The sequence below is a fragment of the Mycobacterium sp. E3339 genome (assembly GCF_001666915.1).
GTDB lineage: Bacteria > Actinomycetota > Actinomycetes > Mycobacteriales > Mycobacteriaceae > Mycobacterium.
Genome location: NZ_LZIZ01000021.1, coordinates 1 through 17,296 on the forward strand (window position 1 = coordinate 1; position 17,296 = coordinate 17,296).

The following is a 17,296-nucleotide window of genomic DNA, read 5'->3' on the forward strand; positions in this document are numbered from 1 at the left end:
CGAGGTCCAAGGCGTGCATGACGGGTGGTCATATATAGCTCGAAACGCGTCGCCCGAGGTGTGAGTGAGCGCGATCAGCTTTGCTCGGAGCTGCAACGTCCCCTACTCCATCATTTCGGAGGGCGCATTTGGGTACTATGACCGAGTTCGAGCACTTGATCGCGCCACTGACAAGCCATGACATTGCAGCGAGCGTAGCCGCCGGAGTTCCTTTGTTCAGGCCCGGCGACGCGAGCAGCTTTCAGACCGTCTTCAGTCGCGACCTTTTCGATTCCATAGCTCGCCGGATGGACGATGTCCGCGCGACGTATCCCAGCGCGGATCGGCGCAGCATGACCCCTGGCCAGCGGATCGACCCATGCGACATCTCGGCCCATTACGAGGCCGGTGCCACGATCTGCTTGACCGCCGTAAATCGCGCCTGCCCGCGACTCCAGCGACTGGCCGACTCCTGTAAGCACAGCCTTGGCTGGTCGGGCATCGTCGATTGCCGAGCCTATCTGTCTGGTGACGGATCTGGCTATACGCCACACTTCGACACCAAGGACGTCATCACACTCCAGATAGAAGGAAGTAAACAGTGGCAGGTTGCCAACGCGCCAGCGGTACGTAATCCGATTAGTAACGCGGGCCAATTTCCGGACGGAATTTATCGATACTTTCGCGACGACGCCGAGCTGCGCCCGTGGGAGCAATTCGACCAGCCCGACTTTCCGAATGGTTCAACCACGTACACGCTGGATACCGGCGACGCTCTTGTCGTACCCGCTGGTGTCTGGCACAACGTCCGCGCCGATGGGCCGTCGCTCTCAATCGCGATCGCGCTGAATCACTTGGCCCCAGGCAACACGCTCGCCATCATCCTCTCGACTTTGGCGCGCGAGCTGATGGCTGATTCCGAATGGCGAGGCACACCACCGATGGCGCCAACGACCGGCTCCGACGAATCGTTCGGCGCGCTCTACGGGATCGACGAATTCTTTGTCGAGCGTTTACGTTCCCTCCGCGCCTGCATTGACCGCACTCTGGAGGACAGGGGCGCGCTAATCGCGGCTTGGGCGCGGCACCTGCGCTTAGATCCCTGAGACGGCGCCCGAAATGACGCATGCGGTGTCGACCTCCGCCGAGTACTTCCTCGCACTCGCAGAGACCGGCGCGGCCGTCGTCCGTTACAAAAGCACAACGGATACCAACGCTTTTCTCGCCTGCGAAAAAGAGGCCGTGCGTTCGGTATTCCGTGCGGGAGCGCCGTTCGCGTCTGCAACGCATCCATACCGTGCTACTGAAGCATTCCAGTACCCGTTGGGACACGAATGGCTAGGCCTCACGGGGCACGCCCGACAAAAAAGAGCGTTAATTGCCCGAGTCCAGGCTTTTTTCGACGATTATTGTTGGTTCCAGAACAAAGGCGGACCCGCCCGCGGGCGCCTGGCTGGAGATGTCTTCTACCTTGAAGCGAAGGCGATGTGTTTAGCACTTAGCTGCCAACTGCTGTTTGATCTCGACATCGGCGATGAGGCGTACAGCGTGGCTCCCGCTTTGGACACCATCGAGGAAGCTCGTGCCAGCGGCCGTGCGTGCCCCGCACACAACGCGACAGCAGGTTCGGATTGGTCGGGGCTTATCACGAGCATTCTTCGGCGCCGCGGAAAAATTCCAACTGATGCGGCATCGCACGCTGTAACCGAGACTCTCTTAAGCGCTACCGTGCCGATGGCATACGCGTTCCTGTGGACGCTGTTGCTACTGGGCGGCCACCAGACTATGCAATTGCAAATAAGTCGTGAAGCGACATCTCCAGCGACGGGTGAGGCTCAGTCGCTCCATACACTTCGGACGAGCTGGGCGGCCGCTGCTGTGAAGGAATCCTTACGTCTCTACCCGCCAGTGTGGGCCATGAGTCGCACCAGTACGGACGAACAATCCTTGGCCGGCATGCTGATCCACCGCGGTGAAGCAGTGGTCGTGTCTCCCTACGCGCTTCATCGTCTGAGCTCGGCATGGCCTCACCCCCACCTCTTCAACCCGGCGCGGTTCGATACCGTCTCGCACCAGCCGCAGATTTACATGCCTTTCGGCGCCGGAGCGCGGACGTGCCCCGCCGCGAAATGGAATATGCCTTTGCTGGCATTAGCGCTACGTTCGTTCCTGCGTGAGCACTTCCTCGAAGTCGACCAGATGCCGCGCGCGCTGCCACTGGTTGCCCTTCGCCCAGATTTGAATTTTTTGGTCGAGGTGCGAGCACCATAACAACTTTCAAACTTCCTTGAACGCTCCGCTGCGGTCGATCCGGCAGATCTTCAGGGCCTCCACGTAGAGGTGGCATGGGCCTCTTAGCTCTGATTCGCTCACGAGGTCGCCGTGGACACGACAGCGTCCTGGCCCAGGCGGGCGTCGTCATCGGTGACTGGTCGCACGACTACAACCACAGTGAGTCTTCAGGTGACTGGTCTGGACTGGCTAGCAGGGTTAGCGGCGGTCGCATCGCCTTGGGGTGTGACTCTCACAATCGTAAGGCCCGTGGTGCGTTTCGGTGGACTTGTCCGGCGCCGAGGCCGACGGCCGACACTGGCCTGGCCCACAAACGAATATCTTCGGGCCGTCGCGGTACCGGAAGCGGACCACATCACGGTTGCCAAAGAATGGTCTGCACACTGTCTCGTCGGGCTGACAGGATTTGAACCTGCGACCACTTGACCCCCAGACTTCATTTCGGCGTGTCGTGGGGTGCATGGAAATGCATCGGTGCAGGTCAAGCACCCCGGTGCATCTGGGAGCATCTAGCTGCATGAGGCCCAATTGGGGTCAGAATTGGGGTCAGACTGCGGTCGAACTTGTGTTTGCTGGTGTCCTTGGCGTTTCCAGCATGCGCGGGGTTGGAAGCGATGGTTTCTTCAGCGGGCAATCGGTGACAGCTCCGGCCCGCCTAGCAAGAGCTTTATCGAAGTCGCTGAAGACGTGGATCGCCGACCCACCGTGGACCCAACACTCCGTACGCGACCCATACAGCGACCGCTGGAGCGGCTGGGCCCGCAAGTCGTAACGGCGATGCGGGTTCTGTGAACCCCATTGTGACGGACCACCCGTCGAGGTCGGGAAATAACGCGACCACTTGTGAAAACGCGAAGGTAAGCCACCGCCCGGAAGCAACACCGCATAGCACCCGCTCCGAAGTGACGACCACAGGGACATTTTGCTCGTCTCGCCACTGAACCGCCGCCCTCCGTTGTGCTTCTGACTTACGGTACTGATTCATAAGCGCGTTGACGCCCATGGCCCCCAACACGAAATCTGTCTTACCAAATACGAAAAGATTGTTGTGAGCGTAAGTGGCGTTGGTCCCATAAAAGCGGCTATAGCGCATTTCAGTTTGAAAGCGGCCCTGCTCGCTCGGGGCCAGTATCGGACCCCATACCTCCACTTGGGGTGGGGGGCTTCCGGCACGGAGCAACCTCGCCGTGTTGCACGCATATTGCCACCACTGCGACCAGGGCGACATCGAGACCTCGGTTTCGCCGGGTGTTCCCTGCCATCTAGCGGGTAAACCATGCGACTCGTAAGCCACCGTGACCTCCCAGAGGCTGTTGGGCGCGACGGCTGCCAATGCTTGCGTCCCTAACGGGGTACCAAGAGCGTAGTAGTTTGCCGCCTTCGTGCGACATGTCCCGCTCCTCAGCGCCCAGTGTCCAGTGGCTTGCGAAAACCCCACCTCAGCGCGCACGCCAAACTAGTTACGTACTCCGCTTCCAGGGAGTCTTCGTGTTGCCGCGCAATCCAGGCCGGGTGTTTCGCGAGTAGGAGGTCGGGACCCGGCATCGCCCGGCCTCGGCGGTCTGAGCCGGTGAACGGCCATTCCAGCGGCTCCACCCCCGGATACCTAGACCGGAGTGCAGCTTCGGCGTCTTTCCCCAAACCGATAACCAGCCTCGGCTGCACTATGTCAAGCTCACGGTGCAAATACGGAGTGCAGTTTGTGATCCACTCGGGAAGCGACTTGTGGTTCTTGGGTGGGTGGCAGTGAACAACGTTGGTAATGAAGATGTCGCACTTGGCAATACCGGCGCTCTTTAGGCTCCGGTCAACGAGATTTCCGCTACCTCCGACGAACGGCTCCTGCTTCTCCATGCACTTTCGGCAGAGGCTTTGGCCGACGATCATCACCGGCGATTGCTCCGAGCCGTAGCCAGGTGATGCTTGCGTTACGCCGTGGATGTTCAGTCCGTCGCATTTGTCGCAGTGGATAATATTTTTCTTGAGCAGTTTCATGCGCTGCTGCCGAGGGTCGCTCATGCTCGTCGTGCTCCCATTCGCCGTAGCGCCATGCCTGCCGAGGGCAAGCTAAGGCGCGAATGGTGGCCTCAGCTAGTGCCGAAAGTCCCAGGGAGTCCGCCTCATCGCAGCCTTCGATCCCCGGCTCCAGGCCCGCGGCCTCACGCGGGATGTTCAGGGTCCCCACTGGATCGCCCCGGAGCAGGACGGGGGCTCCTCGTTTGATCTGCGTGGGGCGATGACGTTGCATAGTGGAGTTGACCTTTCGGTTTCCCCCGCGGTGCTTCAACTACGACCCCGCCAACCCATCCGGCCAGCCGCTCGGGCAGCCCAACCACCACATCCGGCTTTAGCAGCCTCGGAAATTTACGGATGTGGCCCGCGTCCAACGCTGCCGTCGGTGCCTGCCTCGAAGTCACTCCCCTAACAGGTCGGTCCGACCCATCATTCGAGCAACGGCTGGGTCGTCATTGACCACCATGCTCATTGCCCGATCGAGCAGGTTGGTGTCAAGCGGCCAATCGTTAAGCGGTTTGGCGATCTCCCAGCAAAGCTCCCACACAACACGCCACGCATAAGTGGCGCATTCTGAGCTGTCGTTGCCGTAGCGGTTGGGCGACACGATGAGGTTGCCATCTTTCAGCCAATAGTCGATGCACTCATCACGCGACGCCATCGCAACCTCGTTCCTTGGCCTTGCTTATCTGCTTCCCCTAAACCGTCTTCTTCATCTCGTTGTAAATGATCGGGACCAATTCGGCGAGCAGCTTTTGGAAGATGTCTAGGTTGTTCAGAATCTGCGTGGACAGGTCCTGGGAGGACTCCATCGACCCGAGCACGGCGTCGGTGAACTCCTGATGGAGGTCCGGACTGGCCGAGAATTGTTCGAGCGTGTTGCTGTTGACCTGTTGTTGCAGGGTTTCGCTTTCTTCTAAGCGGTCTTTAACGTGGGCGATGACGCTGCGCACGCTGGACTCGGGGTGGTCCCCGTCGAACAGGTCGTTGATCTTCTCGATGACCACATCCAAGGGCACCATCTCGGGCTTATGCGCCGCGCCCTTCCCGGCCTCCGTGGCCGGTTTCAGCGGCACATCCCCACCCGGTTGGGGGGAGGCGGTGCCCTGTTGATGGTGCGCGAGGTAGTCGAACTCCACACCGGAGAGGTCGATCTCGTGTCCGAGCTGCTCGTGGCTGATAGTGGGGGCCAGGTGGCGAAGGTAAATCGACAGCTTCTCCAGAGACGGGTCCTCATAGTTGACGATCTGGGACAAAAAGTCGTACTGGCGCACGAAGGTGTTCACGTCCTTACGGAACACGTCGAGTTCCTCCAAGGCGACGAGGTCGTCGGTCTCTTTGGCGATGCGCTGCCTATCCCGGAACCGATGCTGGGCGGGGGTGACCCACTTGGTGAGCGCGTTGTTGCCCTTCTTGGCTAGGAAATCTGCAACTAGGCCGTCGATCTCGGCTTCTTGGTACAGCCCGGCGGCGTCAAGCTTGTTCATGGTCTCGTGCACGATGTTGGGGTCAGTGACATCGGCGAGCGTGGTGGCCCGGTAGTACGGCGCGAACGCTGTGACGATGTCCTCGGCACTGTTGGCGAAGTCGATGACGAAAGTCTGGTCCTTCCCGGGTGCAGTGCGGTTGAGCCGGGACAACGTCTGCACCGCCGCCACCCCCGAGAGCCGCTTATCGACATACATGGCCACCAGCAGGGGTTGGTCGAAGCCGGTTTGGAACTTGTTAGCCACCAGCAACACGTTGTAGTCGTCGGTGGCGAACGCATCCCGCAGATCCCGCCCCTTCAGCTTGGGATTCATCAACGCCGAGGTCTCGCTGACCTTCTCGACCGCGGATTCCTCGTCGGTCACCTCACCGGAGAATGCCACAAGGGCCTTGACATTGGTGTAGCTCTTCTCGGCGACGTATTTGTCGAAGGCCAGCTTGTAGCGCACCGCAGCCTTACGACTGGAGGTCACCACCATGGCCTTGGCGTGCCCGTCCAGCCGCCACACGACGTTCTCCCGGAAGTGCTCCACGATGATCGCCACCTTCTGGGCGATGTTGGTGGGGTGCAACACCACCCAGTTCATCACTGACCGGATGGCCTTGGACTTGTCCACCAACTCCGCGCTACCCGCGGTGCCGGTCACCGCTACGGTCCCGCCGTCGGCGGTCTCGTTGGTCTCGTAGATCTTTCCGTTATGCGTCAACCGAAAAGCGGTGGTGTAAGGGGTGTAGTTCTTGAGTACGTCGAGGATGAAGCCCTCCTCGATGGCCTGCTGCATCGAATACAGGTGAAACGGGTGCGGTACGCCGCCGATACCTTTGTGCCCGAACAGCTCCAGGGTCTTGGCCTTCGGGGTGGCGGTGAACGCGAAGAAGGATAGGTTCTTGGATTCGGCCCGTGCGGCCATCTCGGCCACCAACACGTCCTCGGCGGAGAACTCCCCACCATCGGCGAGTTCGTCTGTCTCCGTGGCGCTCAGGGCCGCTTTCAACTGCTTGGAGGCCTCCCCGGCCTGTGACGAATGCGCCTCATCGGCGATGATCGCGAAGGTCTTGCCCTTGAGGTGGGCCTGGGTCTGGATGAGGTCCAACGCGAAGGGGAACGTCTGGATCGTGACGATGATGATCTTGGTGCCCCCGGCCAGTGCCTGGGTCAGCTCCGCAGACTTCGACCCGCCCAAGCCCTCGATATGGGCGATCACCCCAGGGGTGGACTCAATCTGGCGGATCGCCTCCTGAAGTTGAGCATCCAGCACGTTGCGATCAGTGATGACGATGACCGAGTCGAACACAGCCTCATCGTTTGCATCGTGCAGCACCGACAGCCTGTGGGCCAGCCACGAAATGCTGTTGGTTTTGCCCGACCCGGCAGAATGCTGGATCAGGTAGCGGTGGCCCGGCCCCTCCGTGCGGGCGGCCTCCACGAGTTTGGTGACCACCTCCCATTGGTGGTAGCGCGGGAACAGCATGGTCTCTTTGCGGGTCTTCGCTCCCGTGGCCGGGTCGATCTTGTCCTCGACATGTAGGTGCATGAACCGGCCCAGAATGTCCAACCAGGTGTCGCGCTGCAGGATTGACTCCCACAGGTAGGCCGTCGGGGAACCGTGCGGGTTCGGGGGGTTCCCGGCGTGGTGGTGGTCGCCCCGGTTGAAGGGCAAGAACACCGTGTCCTTGCCGTCGAGCTTGGTGGTCATCTCAATCGCGCTGTTGGACACGGCGAAATGCACCAACGCCCTTGCCCCAAAGCGCAGCAGTGGCTCTCCCTTGGGGGGCCGGTCGTTCTTGTACTGCAACACCGCATCGGTGATGTTCTGGGTGAAGTCGGTCTTCAACTCGGCGGTGGCCACCGGGATGCCATTGACGAAGAACACCAAATCGATGCTGTCGCTGGGCTTCTGGGCTGAGTAGTGCACCTGGCGCATCCCCCGCAGCCGCACCGCTTCGTACTTCTTCTTCGTCGATTCGTTCAATGACGAGTTGGGCCGAAAATGGCACATCTGGAACTGGGCGTTGAGGTCCTTAAACCCCCTGCGCAACACGGCCAGGGTACCCCCGTTGGCTTTCAGGTCGGCGTCTAATGCCTTGGCCAGCGTGGTCAACACGCCCCGCTCGGCCTTGGTTCGGGCCTCCCCAGTCAGGTCGGGCTTGACCCGCTTCGCCAACTGGTCCGGTTGAGTGTCGGACAGCCAACCGAACACGTCCTCGGGGAACAACGCCAGCTCCCGGTCGTACCCCGAGTCAGTGGGCGAGTACAGCCACCCGTGTGCGGCCAGATGTCCGCAGAACTCGGCTTCGAAGGCGGATTCGTGGTGCTGCTGAGCCACCGCTACGCTGCCCTTCGGACATCGATTTTGCCCGTGACGGCGTCGGTGATCAGAGCTGACCGATACTCCCGCAGGGTATCTGTGGACACATCGGCTTTCTTTATCAGCGCATCCACATGCGCACAGCGGTCTGCGAGGTACTCGACAATCCGTCGCTGTTCGTCAATCGGGGGCTGCGGAATTGGGAATGACGCCAGCTGGTCAGGGCTTAAGTGAGGCACACTCACGCCTGTGAATATGGGAGTGAGGTGGTGCACGATGCCTGGCCCGGTAAGCAGATGAAAAAGGTAGTCTCGCTCAAAACCCGGTAGTGCCCGTATCCTTGCCACCCGCTGAAGCAACAGCGACGGAATATCACCTGCCCTGATGCGTGCGACGCGAATGCCTGTACTAATAAACGGCCTATCCAGACCCATCACTATGTCACCCTGGTGAAGGGCGTAATCAGTAAATACCGATGCATCATCCCGGGGCCAACGCACCACGTCGGTCCAGTCAATCTGATTTACACCAACATTCGTGCCCCTCAATAGTCGAATGTCGTCAACGTCTTCAGTAAACCCCTCGCTCTTGAAGGGGAACCCCGTCAAGATGGCGCAGGCGTACTTAATGAAGGAATGCGACCAGTGGTTCGGGAAAGCTCCGATCCATTCGATCCCTGAGTCCGTCATCTGGACATCGGGTTCGAGACCCTTGGTGACGGCGTGGGTGATGGTGGCGGTGCGGTTCTCGCGCAGGGTGGCGATGAGCTGCTCCTGCTTGGCGATCAGGGCATCGATCTTGGCAGTCTCGCGGTCGAGGAACTTGACAATCGCGGCTTGCTCGCCACGGCTCGGGACGGCAATGCGGAGACTGCGGAGCTTGTCCTGATTGATATTGGGTTGTCCCCCACCTGACGCCAAAAAGATCAAGTGATCGCGGGCGGCGCTTAGTGAGTAGTAAGCAAACCGCGTTTCGACTCGTAGCGGGTTGGCAAACGCGCAGCAGGCCTGATTCGTACACGCAGGCTGTTCCAGCCATCCCAATCGGCCAATGGTCGCACCGTACATTGCTATCAGTAACGTGCCGGGTGGATAGATCTTCAGCGCACTGTATGACGCAAGCGCCGAAGCGGAGACTTGCTGGGTAGTTTCTGCTATCGCCCGCTCACGAAGCTCGCCGGTCGTCACCCAATTGATGTCACCGCCGTAAAATTTACCATCCTTGCTATCCGGCGTTGTGCCGCTTGAGATCTCGCCAAACAGCCAGGACATTCGTTCGACCGACCAATCGGAAGGCACAGGGCCGAGGTGCGCTAAGCCCGAGTCTTTGTATATCGGATACGCAGGCCAGTTCACGCTCCGACCTCGGTGAGCATGGCCTGGATCTCAGTCACAAGGATGCGAAGGTCTTTCTGGATATCCTCAAGCGACCTAGGCGGTACGTAGCGGTAGAAGTGGCGGGTGAACGGAATCTCGTAGCCGACCTTGGTCTTGTCATGGTCGATCCAGCCATTGGGCACGTGGGGCCGGATTTCTCGGGAGAAGTACTCCTCGACGTCCTGCGTCAACGGCACGTTTTCCGTGTCGCGAAGGCCTGGGTCGGGTTCGGGGTTGCCCTTGGCGTCGGTGACGATGGTGGCGTCGTCGTCATGCTCACCAAGGGTTGTCCAGATCGCCTTGATCAGCGGGGCGGGTGGTTTAGTCAATCCCGCTTTGCGCAGTGCATCCTTGAGTTCAGTGACAAAGTCGTCGCGGTCCTTCCACTCCCACCCGATCAGGCCGGTCAGTGCCTTCCGGATCGCAGCTTGCTCTGCTGGCTTGAATTTCTCGATGCCTTTCTGCATCAGGACTTCTTCGACCTTGTCCTCGGTGGGCTCGAACCGGTACTGCAAGGGCCGTTCAACGGTGATGGTGGAGTAGCCGAAATCCACACCCTTGAAGACTTTCGACAGGGCGGGGCGCTCGTCGGTGCCGTGCTCGTTATGGAAACCGTCGTAGATGTGACAGATCCGCTCAATGTCCTTGGGCCGCAGTTCCTTCCGCTTGGAGCCCAAAGACTTTCGCATCTTGCCGAACATGTCTACGGCGTTGATGAGCTGTATCTTGCCTCTGCGTTTGGGGGGCTTGTTGTTGTCCAGGACCCAGATGTAGGTGGAGATGCCGGTGTTGTAGAACATGTCAGTCGGCAGGGCGATGATCGCGTCGAGCAGGTCGTTTTCGATGATCCATTGGCGGATGTTGGATTCACCCGATCCCGCGCCGCCGGTGAACAGCGGGGAGCCGTTGAGGACGATGGCCAGGCGACTACCTCCCTCGCCGTTTTTCACCGGCTGCATCTTGGAGATCAGGTGCAGCAGGAACAACAGAGACCCGTCTGACACCCGAGGGAGGCCAGGGCCGAACCGCCCGGCGAACCCGCGCTGGTCGTGTTCGTCGGTGACTATCTTTTGCTGGGTCTTCCACTCCACCCCAAATGGGGGGTTAGAGAGCAGATAGTCGAAGCGTTTGCCTGGGAAGCCGTCGTCGGTCAGCGTGTCGCCGAGGTAGATGTTGTCCACGCCCTGCCCTTTGATGATCATGTCGGACTTGCACATGGCGTAGGACCGCGGGTTGATGTCCTGGCCGTACAACACCGGGCGAGCCGAGGGGTTCATCGCGACCAGATAGTCGTCCGCGGTAGACAACATGCCGCCGGTCCCGGCGGCAGGGTCGTAGATGGTCCGCACCACGCCAGGTTTGGTCAAGGCGGCGTCGTCGGTATGGAAGAGCAAACTCACCATCAGCTTGATGACCTCGCGGGGGGTGAAGTGGTCACCGGCGGCGGCGTTGTTGGACTCGGCGAACTTCCGGATCAGCTCCTCGAAGATGTAGCCCATGTCGGTGCCCGAGATCACCAAGGGATGCAGATCGACGGCGGCGAACTCCTTGACGATCAGGTACAGCCGCCCCGACTTGTGGAGGTCGGTGATCAGGTCCGGAAGCCGGAACCCGTCAAATACGTCGCGCACGTTCGGGGAAAAACGGGCGATGTAGTCGATGAGGTTGTCGGCCACGCCCTCGGGGTCGCTGACCAGCGAGCTGAACGTCCAGGGCGAGGTGTTGAAGAAGGGCAGCTTGAACTTGGACTTGACCACTAGGGCAGGGTCGATCTTCTGGCTCTGCGCCTTGGTGTGCTCGGCGATCACCTGCTGCTTGGTGGGCTCCAGGATGCAGTCCAAGCGGCGGAGGATCGTGAACGGCAAGATCACGTCGCCGTACTGATTGGGCTGGTATGGGCCCCGCAGCAGTTCGGCGATGTTCCAGATAAGGGTCGCGTTGGTTTTTGCCATGTTGCTCGACTCACTCCCCCACGTCGGATGTATGACAGGTGGAAGTTACTCCCATGCCCCGACGATACGAGCGGAGTTGGACTAGAAACTTGTCGGTGTCGGCACGATACTGGGGGCGAAAAGGGGGGAGATAGACATTGACCGACGACGCTGATCTGGCTGCTGATCTGGCTGCCCTGATCGCGGCATGCGAGAGCGACTTAGGCGACCCGAACCTGTGGTTTGAACCGGACGGCTACCCCGACTCGTTGGCGCTCTGCATCATCGACTCGATCTATTCGACTGGGGCACGGTACTCCTCGGTCGTCAACATCGTCAGCCGATATCGCGAGTATCGGAACCAGCAAGGCGGCGACGCCGACACCGACGGCGCTGACGAACTCCTCGCCGCCATCACCGAAGTTGGCGGCCCGGATGACTGGGCAACCCAGATCGGGAATCGCCGCCCCACCTCCACTAAAGGGGGCGCTCCGCTCAAGGCTGAGACGATTACCGCCCTCGCGAAGGCGCTCCCAGAGCGTGGCGTCCGCACTACCAGCGACCTCAGAACCGCGGCTACTAAGCCGGAGGGCCTCACGCAAGTAAAGCGGGCGTGGCTGGCAACTCCTGGCCAAGGGTCGGGCATCACATGGGACTATGCCCTGATGCTCGCCCAGCTTCCGGGGGTGAAAGCCGACCGCATGGTGATCAAGTACGTGGCCCGAGCCATCGGAGTGCCACCCGAGAAGCTGTCACCTCAACGTGCCGCTCAACTGGTGACCCGGGTGGCGGAGGTAAAGCGCTGGAACCCGATTCACCTCGATCACGCGATCTGGCGGTTTGAGTCCGGGCGACCTTTCCAGCGCGACGAGCCGAACGAAGAAGGCGACGAGCCGGAAGAAGACTGACTGTCGCCACCGATAGCTGCTCTTCCTGCTCGACCCACCCAATCAGGGCGCTAATCGGCCCATCGCTGCCCGAAAGCTGCTGTTCGGCCAGGCATCCGGCAGCACCTCCATCACCTGCTGAAGCGCCAACAGGCCACTGATGCGCAGCCGACGCGCACCATAGAGCGCCGCCACGGTCGGTGTCCGGCTCTGGCAGGCCGCACAGTGCAGCAGCACGCTGCGACCCTCGTCGCGCAGTTGCTCGATGAGCCGCACGGTGTCGGTCAGTACGAAGTCCAGGTTGGGGTTGCTGGCCGGATCTGCTTTGTCGATCAGCCGGATGTCGATCTGCTCGACGCCCGCCGGGAGGTCATCGTCGTTCACCCGGCATAAGGACACCACGGCATCCACCCCTGCCGGAAGGCCCTGCAAGGCAGCGATACCGCCCAACCAGACCCCATCGTCATGCGGGTGCTGAACCGGCGTCATCCAGGACGGGTCATAGCTAAATTGTTCGCCCTCACCCACTATTTGAGTCGCCAATTTCACCAGGTCCCGCGTAGACAATCCGGGCCAGCCATGCAGGATGCGACGCCACTGTGCAGGTACCGCTGACGCGCCATAGACAGCGCCGAGCAGTCCTCCTGCGATTGCGGCCACTGTGTCGGTGTCCCCCCCTCCTCGGACCGCTGAGTCGAGCGCCAGGCGCAGGTGGTCGGCGCGGAAGCCACCCTCGGCCGGATGATCCTGTGGGACAGGCGTGGTCATGATCGCCGACCATGCGCCCTGCAGCGCCTCAACAACCCAGCCGTTGTTGGTGAAGTCAGAAGGCTTCGACACCTCGGCAGCGTCGAGCCGTGAGACCCACAGGTCTCGCCGATCTACGTCGATGTGCTGCAGACCTATCCGGGCCTCCAGCTCGCCCGTCAGGACGGCGTGGCGGATCGCCAGGCACCACAGCACGCAGGCATCGCCCGCCTCGGGGTCGTGGTGCGTCAGCTCGCTGACCGCCCGGGCCGCCGCGACGAGTGCCACTTCGTCATCGAGGTAGGCCAATGCTACTGGTGCAGTGCGCATTAACGAGCCGTTGCCTGCCGTGCGGCTAGTGAGTTTGTGCAGCGCAGCAGATTCTTCACGTGCCGTCTGTGCCGAGATCCCGCGTCGCCCTGCCCGGCTGAGGACCGAGCGGGTCTGCACACCTACGTCCTTGGCGTCTTGGGACCAGTCGTGCCAGCGCCGGGCGAGGTCGTCGAGCGCCTCCTCGTGGCGCAGGTCCGCTCCGGTGGCGGCGACTTGGGCAATGGCGAGAGCCATCGAAGTGTCGTCGGTCCACTCTCCGGGCTCCCAGCCGAAGGGCCCGCCGCCCACCATGGCGACTTCCAGTTCCGGCCCCCGAGGGGGGCCAAATTCATAGGCGGCCCCGAGTGCATCGCCTGCGGCGGTGCCCAGCAGAACGCCACAGGCGCGGTCAAGCTGAGCGGTAGTCAACGTCATAGGCCCAGTCTCCTTTCACCCACTGACAATTCGAGCGGCCCCCGTCGGGGGCCAGACAGCATCCTTGGCCCCGCACGGGGGCCTCACTAGCCCGTCGCTGCCTGCCGCCCCAGGGGGTTAACGAGCCAGTCGTCGGCCCCCACTGGGGGCCTGACGCCTCCTGCGGCTGGGCCCCGCCGCGGCTAGGCAACCTCCTCGGCCAGGTACCTGTAAAGCGTTGCGCGGGAAACGCCAAGGAACTTGGCGATGTCTCGCGCGGTGTGCCCGTCGTCCTGCATGCGCCTGGCCGTGGCAATGTGACTCGGGTCCACAACTTTCTTTCGCCGCCCGAACTTGGTGCCGTTGGCCAGGGACATCGCCCGCTTGAGTGCGGTGCGCTCCTTCACCAGCTCGCGCTCGTACTCGGCGAGCGAGCCGAGCACCCCAATCATCATGCGCCCAGCGGCGGTAGAAGAGTCGATGCCGTCAGTGGTGGACACCAGCGTCACGCCGCGCTCGGTCAACTTCTTGACGGTCTCCAAGATGTTCAGGGTATTGCGGCCCAGCCGGTCTAACTTCCACACCACAACGGTGTCCCCCTCACGAACGTAATCGAGGAGCGCAGCCAGACCTGGGCGGTCGTCTCGTGCGCCAGACATGGTGTCGGAGAAGACCTTCGCCACGCCAGCAGCCGCGAGAGCCGACTCCTGCTGCTCCAGCGTCTGGGCAACGGTGCTGACACGCAGGTAACCAACACGCGCCCCACTTCCGGGCGTTGCGGCTGAGTGCGAGTCTGCTTTCATAGCTATTTTAACAATGAAACGACCGAATCTATTCCCTCTGGAGGAGGGGTGACCATAGTCCTCACCCAAACCGACTCGCGGAACTCCTTCATCAGCCGGTCCACGTTGGTGCCCGGTCATGCAAGACGTGCCCCATGGGCACTCATCCGTTTTGCCGGAAATCCTGCAGAGCGGCGTTAACTAGGCTGTTGCCATGCTTGGCCAGTACCGAGTGTTACCTAGTCCTGGTGTCGTCGAAATGTGGTCAGCAGTCCGTTTGCCCTTCGAGCCGCACGGTTGGAAGAAAGACATGCGCGACGAGCTGCGGCGGGCGCTGCAGGACCTATCTCGTCCATCATCCGGGCGGCTCCATGCGGTCTATTGCGCCGCCGATGACGACGCGCTTGTCGATACCGAAAACGTCTTGTTCTACAACGTCGGAGGCACCGCACTCCGGTCCCTGATGACACGTGCAGTGACCTTTGAACGCAACTATGACGTGCCGCAGCCACCGCCCGGAACCGACCTAGGGGACAGCCAGACCCTGCACTATCAGCGGTATCGCGAGGCGAGTGATAACTCATTCGAGTTCTGGAAACCGGGAAGGCAGCTTGCCGCCTTCTGCGGTGTTCCAGTGGACTCGATCGCCAAACCAGCGCCAGTGTGGAAGGCCGTTCGGGACTACGCGACCCCTCCAACTAGGACAGCAGACGCGCCAACACGATTCCTCATCAAAGTCCAGATCACCGACATGCGGAAGTCGGGGCATGCTGGCTCGATTGTCAGCAAAATCAAGCCCGCTCTTGACGGCATCATCAGCGCCTATCACAGTCATGACGGCGACGGAGCGGTGGAGGCTCGGCGGCTCGAAGAAGTCAAGATCGGAACGGCAGAAGCGTTGCGGCATGAGCTTCTCGATCCGCGATGGGCAACACTAGGCCCAAGACGGCTCCTATGGCCGCACCGTCCAACCGGAGTCCAGTGGAACCCTGCCGATGACTATTGCGTTGCCGCCCATGTCACCCTCAGCAGAGACAAGTTAGACACAGATAAACGCTCCGCCCGGTGGCGACTGACCGCAGAGCTGATGGAAGCCACTCACCGAAAACCCGTTGTTCCCCGAACAGTTACTGAGACACCCTTTTGCGACAGTCCGGGTGAGACGAACTTTTGAGACTCGGCCAGCTCGGACGATCGGACCTCCGGCATTCCGCCGACACCTGTCTCATAAGTGCTCTGTTTTGAGACGCCAGCTGGCCGCAGTCAAACTAGGACTCGTCAATGTCCCAAGGCGCTCGATGGCGCTTGCTGGGATCGTCAGTTCGACGCAGTAAGTAGTCACCAAACGCTTTGCGTATGAACTCTTCCTCGGACATCTGCGTGCTAGGCACCAGTCGGATCAGGCCATCCCTCCAGCCGAAGAGGTCGTTCCCATATGCGGTTACATAGGCAGGCAGGTCGTACAGATGTCCTGCGCTAAGCGCAAAATGCGGTCTCCCGTTGGGGTCGGCAGTCTCGCGCCATACTTGAGCGCACGTAGACCCGCGATCCAGGGTGGCAGCAAACGTTGCCGTTGCTCCCACACGGTCGGCAGCACTCCAGAGCTTCTGCAGCTCAAGCTCGTTGAGGCCGCGCTGGCTGACTTTGCACTCGCCAACAATCCATTGTCCATTCGCGAGGACGATAACCACATCGAACTCGGCGAACGTGTTCGCTTCGCCGACCTCGAACAGCTCAACACCTGGATACGCGCCGAACACGGCATCCTTACCCAGAATTTGGGTAATGTGCCGCATCGCCAACACATGTGGCAGCACATCGTATTCAGCTGCCCGCAAGAGGGTTTCGCTTGCACGGTATTGATAGTCGATCTTCTGCGACTCGAAAGGCGTGTCAATCAGTAGTCCGCAGCCGTGACACTGCAACTCAGGTACCGCATCTGCTAGCGGCCGCCATTGGATGTGCTTGCAGTTCCGACAGGTCGCCTGTACACCTCGGAGGATGAGGCGGCGGCGCACCGCCCAGTCGACCCAGACTGCCGCCTGCTTAGCGTTGAGCGCCTTGATATTAAGGCCCAGAATGCCGCGAATCTTGTTGAAGTTGATGTGTCCGATCTCTTCGACGTCGGGTACGCCCAAAGCCTCATCCAACCTCGACCTCAAGACGTCGTACTTCTCAGATCCGGAGATGACGTCGCTGCCTTCGAGGAACTGGTTGAGGCGACGCTTCACCAGACTCGCATGCCCTCGCCTGACTAGCTGTTCTAGCAGTTCGGTCACGCCCGGATACACAAACATCGATAGATCGGCTCCGGCTGCGCGTATGAGATTTTCCGCAGCCTTCCCCGGCGTACTCACCTGTGCGTGCAACGAGTGGTCGAGGGCCAGTGCCCTGAGTACCTCCAATCCGGCTGGTTGCCGGAGGGTTGCGAACTCGTCGAGCTTGCCTACGGGGACAATCCTGCCGTGAAGGTAGCCCGGTTCCTGCCATCGGGTACGCCTCATCGTCTTGCTTGGAGGCAAACGTTTCTCCGATACAACTGCAGTCAACGTGAGCCAGGTCGCCTCGCTACTTCCCAAAAAATGTTGCCCGAGCGTTTCGATGTCCGTCGGTGTAAAGCTCGGTACCGTCGCCTCTCCGTCAACGAATTGAGCCATCTCAGTGGACGCGACGCCACACCCATACACTTCACCGACGACATCAAACGGACTAACGACGTCGAACCCGGTTCCTTGGCACAGGTCTCGTAGCTCGTCTGGCGACAGC

Annotated in this window: 12 protein-coding genes; 4 read left to right on the forward strand and 8 right to left on the reverse strand. The window is 60.9% G+C overall.

Annotation, left to right across the window (positions count from 1 at the left end; all coding sequences use genetic code 11):
• Positions 1-137 precede the first annotated feature (137 nt).
• Positions 138-1,085 (forward strand): JmjC domain-containing protein, encoded by a 948-nt coding sequence (locus tag A5702_RS01245; RefSeq protein ID WP_068217545.1) that lies wholly within the window; start codon positions 138-140, stop codon positions 1,083-1,085.
• Between the two features lie 13 nt (positions 1,086-1,098).
• Positions 1,099-2,250 (forward strand): cytochrome P450, encoded by a 1,152-nt coding sequence (locus A5702_RS25370; RefSeq protein WP_082955902.1) that lies wholly within the window; start codon positions 1,099-1,101, stop codon positions 2,248-2,250.
• Between the two features lie 1,422 nt (positions 2,251-3,672).
• Here the strand turns inward: A5702_RS25370 and A5702_RS25375 are convergent.
• The 5 genes from A5702_RS25375 to A5702_RS01265 all read right to left on the reverse strand — a co-directional run bounded on the left by A5702_RS25375 (position 3,673) and on the right by A5702_RS01265 (position 11,409).
• Complete coding sequence (locus A5702_RS25375; protein ID WP_231964956.1) at positions 3,673-4,266, reverse strand: uracil-DNA glycosylase family protein; 594 nt, start codon at positions 4,264-4,266, stop codon at positions 3,673-3,675.
• Between the two features lie 418 nt (positions 4,267-4,684).
• Complete coding sequence (locus tag A5702_RS01250) at positions 4,685-4,945, reverse strand: hypothetical protein (protein ID WP_068217549.1); 261 nt, start codon at positions 4,943-4,945, stop codon at positions 4,685-4,687.
• 37 nt (positions 4,946-4,982) lie between these two features.
• Positions 4,983-8,099 carry a type I restriction endonuclease subunit R gene (locus A5702_RS01255; RefSeq protein ID WP_068217553.1) on the reverse strand — a complete coding sequence of 1,039 codons (3,117 nt, stop codon included), beginning with the start codon at positions 8,097-8,099 and terminating at the stop codon, positions 4,983-4,985.
• 2 nt (positions 8,100-8,101) lie between these two features.
• The gene (locus A5702_RS01260; RefSeq protein ID WP_068217556.1) at positions 8,102-9,436 is read right to left on the reverse strand and encodes a restriction endonuclease subunit S; all 1,335 of its coding nucleotides are present in this window, start codon (positions 9,434-9,436) and stop codon (positions 8,102-8,104) included.
• Positions 9,433-11,409 carry a class I SAM-dependent DNA methyltransferase gene (locus A5702_RS01265; RefSeq protein WP_068217559.1) on the reverse strand — a complete coding sequence of 659 codons (1,977 nt, stop codon included), beginning with the start codon at positions 11,407-11,409 and terminating at the stop codon, positions 9,433-9,435. The genes A5702_RS01260 and A5702_RS01265 overlap by 4 nt, the downstream gene beginning before the upstream one ends.
• A 137-nt stretch (positions 11,410-11,546) precedes the next feature.
• Here A5702_RS01265 and A5702_RS01270 point away from each other — a divergent pair, with 137 nt between their 5' ends.
• A complete protein-coding gene (locus A5702_RS01270) occupies positions 11,547-12,296 on the forward strand; it encodes a heme peroxidase (protein WP_231964957.1) in 750 nt (249 codons plus the stop codon).
• 42 nt (positions 12,297-12,338) lie between these two features.
• Here A5702_RS01270 and A5702_RS01275 read toward each other — a convergent pair whose 3' ends face one another.
• Positions 12,339-13,769: an ADP-ribosylglycohydrolase family protein gene (locus A5702_RS01275; RefSeq protein ID WP_068217562.1), complete on the reverse strand. Its 1,431-nt coding sequence runs from the start codon at positions 13,767-13,769 to the stop codon at positions 12,339-12,341.
• Positions 13,770-13,951: 182 nt separating this feature from the next.
• Positions 13,952-14,551 (reverse strand): recombinase family protein, encoded by a 600-nt coding sequence (locus A5702_RS01280; protein ID WP_068217565.1) that lies wholly within the window; start codon positions 14,549-14,551, stop codon positions 13,952-13,954.
• Between the two features lie 193 nt (positions 14,552-14,744).
• On the opposite strand from A5702_RS01280, the gene A5702_RS26085 reads away from it, so the two are divergent.
• On the forward strand, positions 14,745-15,704 hold the full coding sequence (locus A5702_RS26085) for a hypothetical protein (RefSeq protein ID WP_156669439.1): 960 nt from the start codon (positions 14,745-14,747) through the stop codon (positions 15,702-15,704).
• 94 nt (positions 15,705-15,798) lie between these two features.
• Here A5702_RS26085 and A5702_RS01285 read toward each other — a convergent pair.
• On the reverse strand, positions 15,799-17,296 hold a 1,498-nt coding region (locus A5702_RS01285), incomplete at its 5' end, for a hypothetical protein (RefSeq protein ID WP_231964958.1).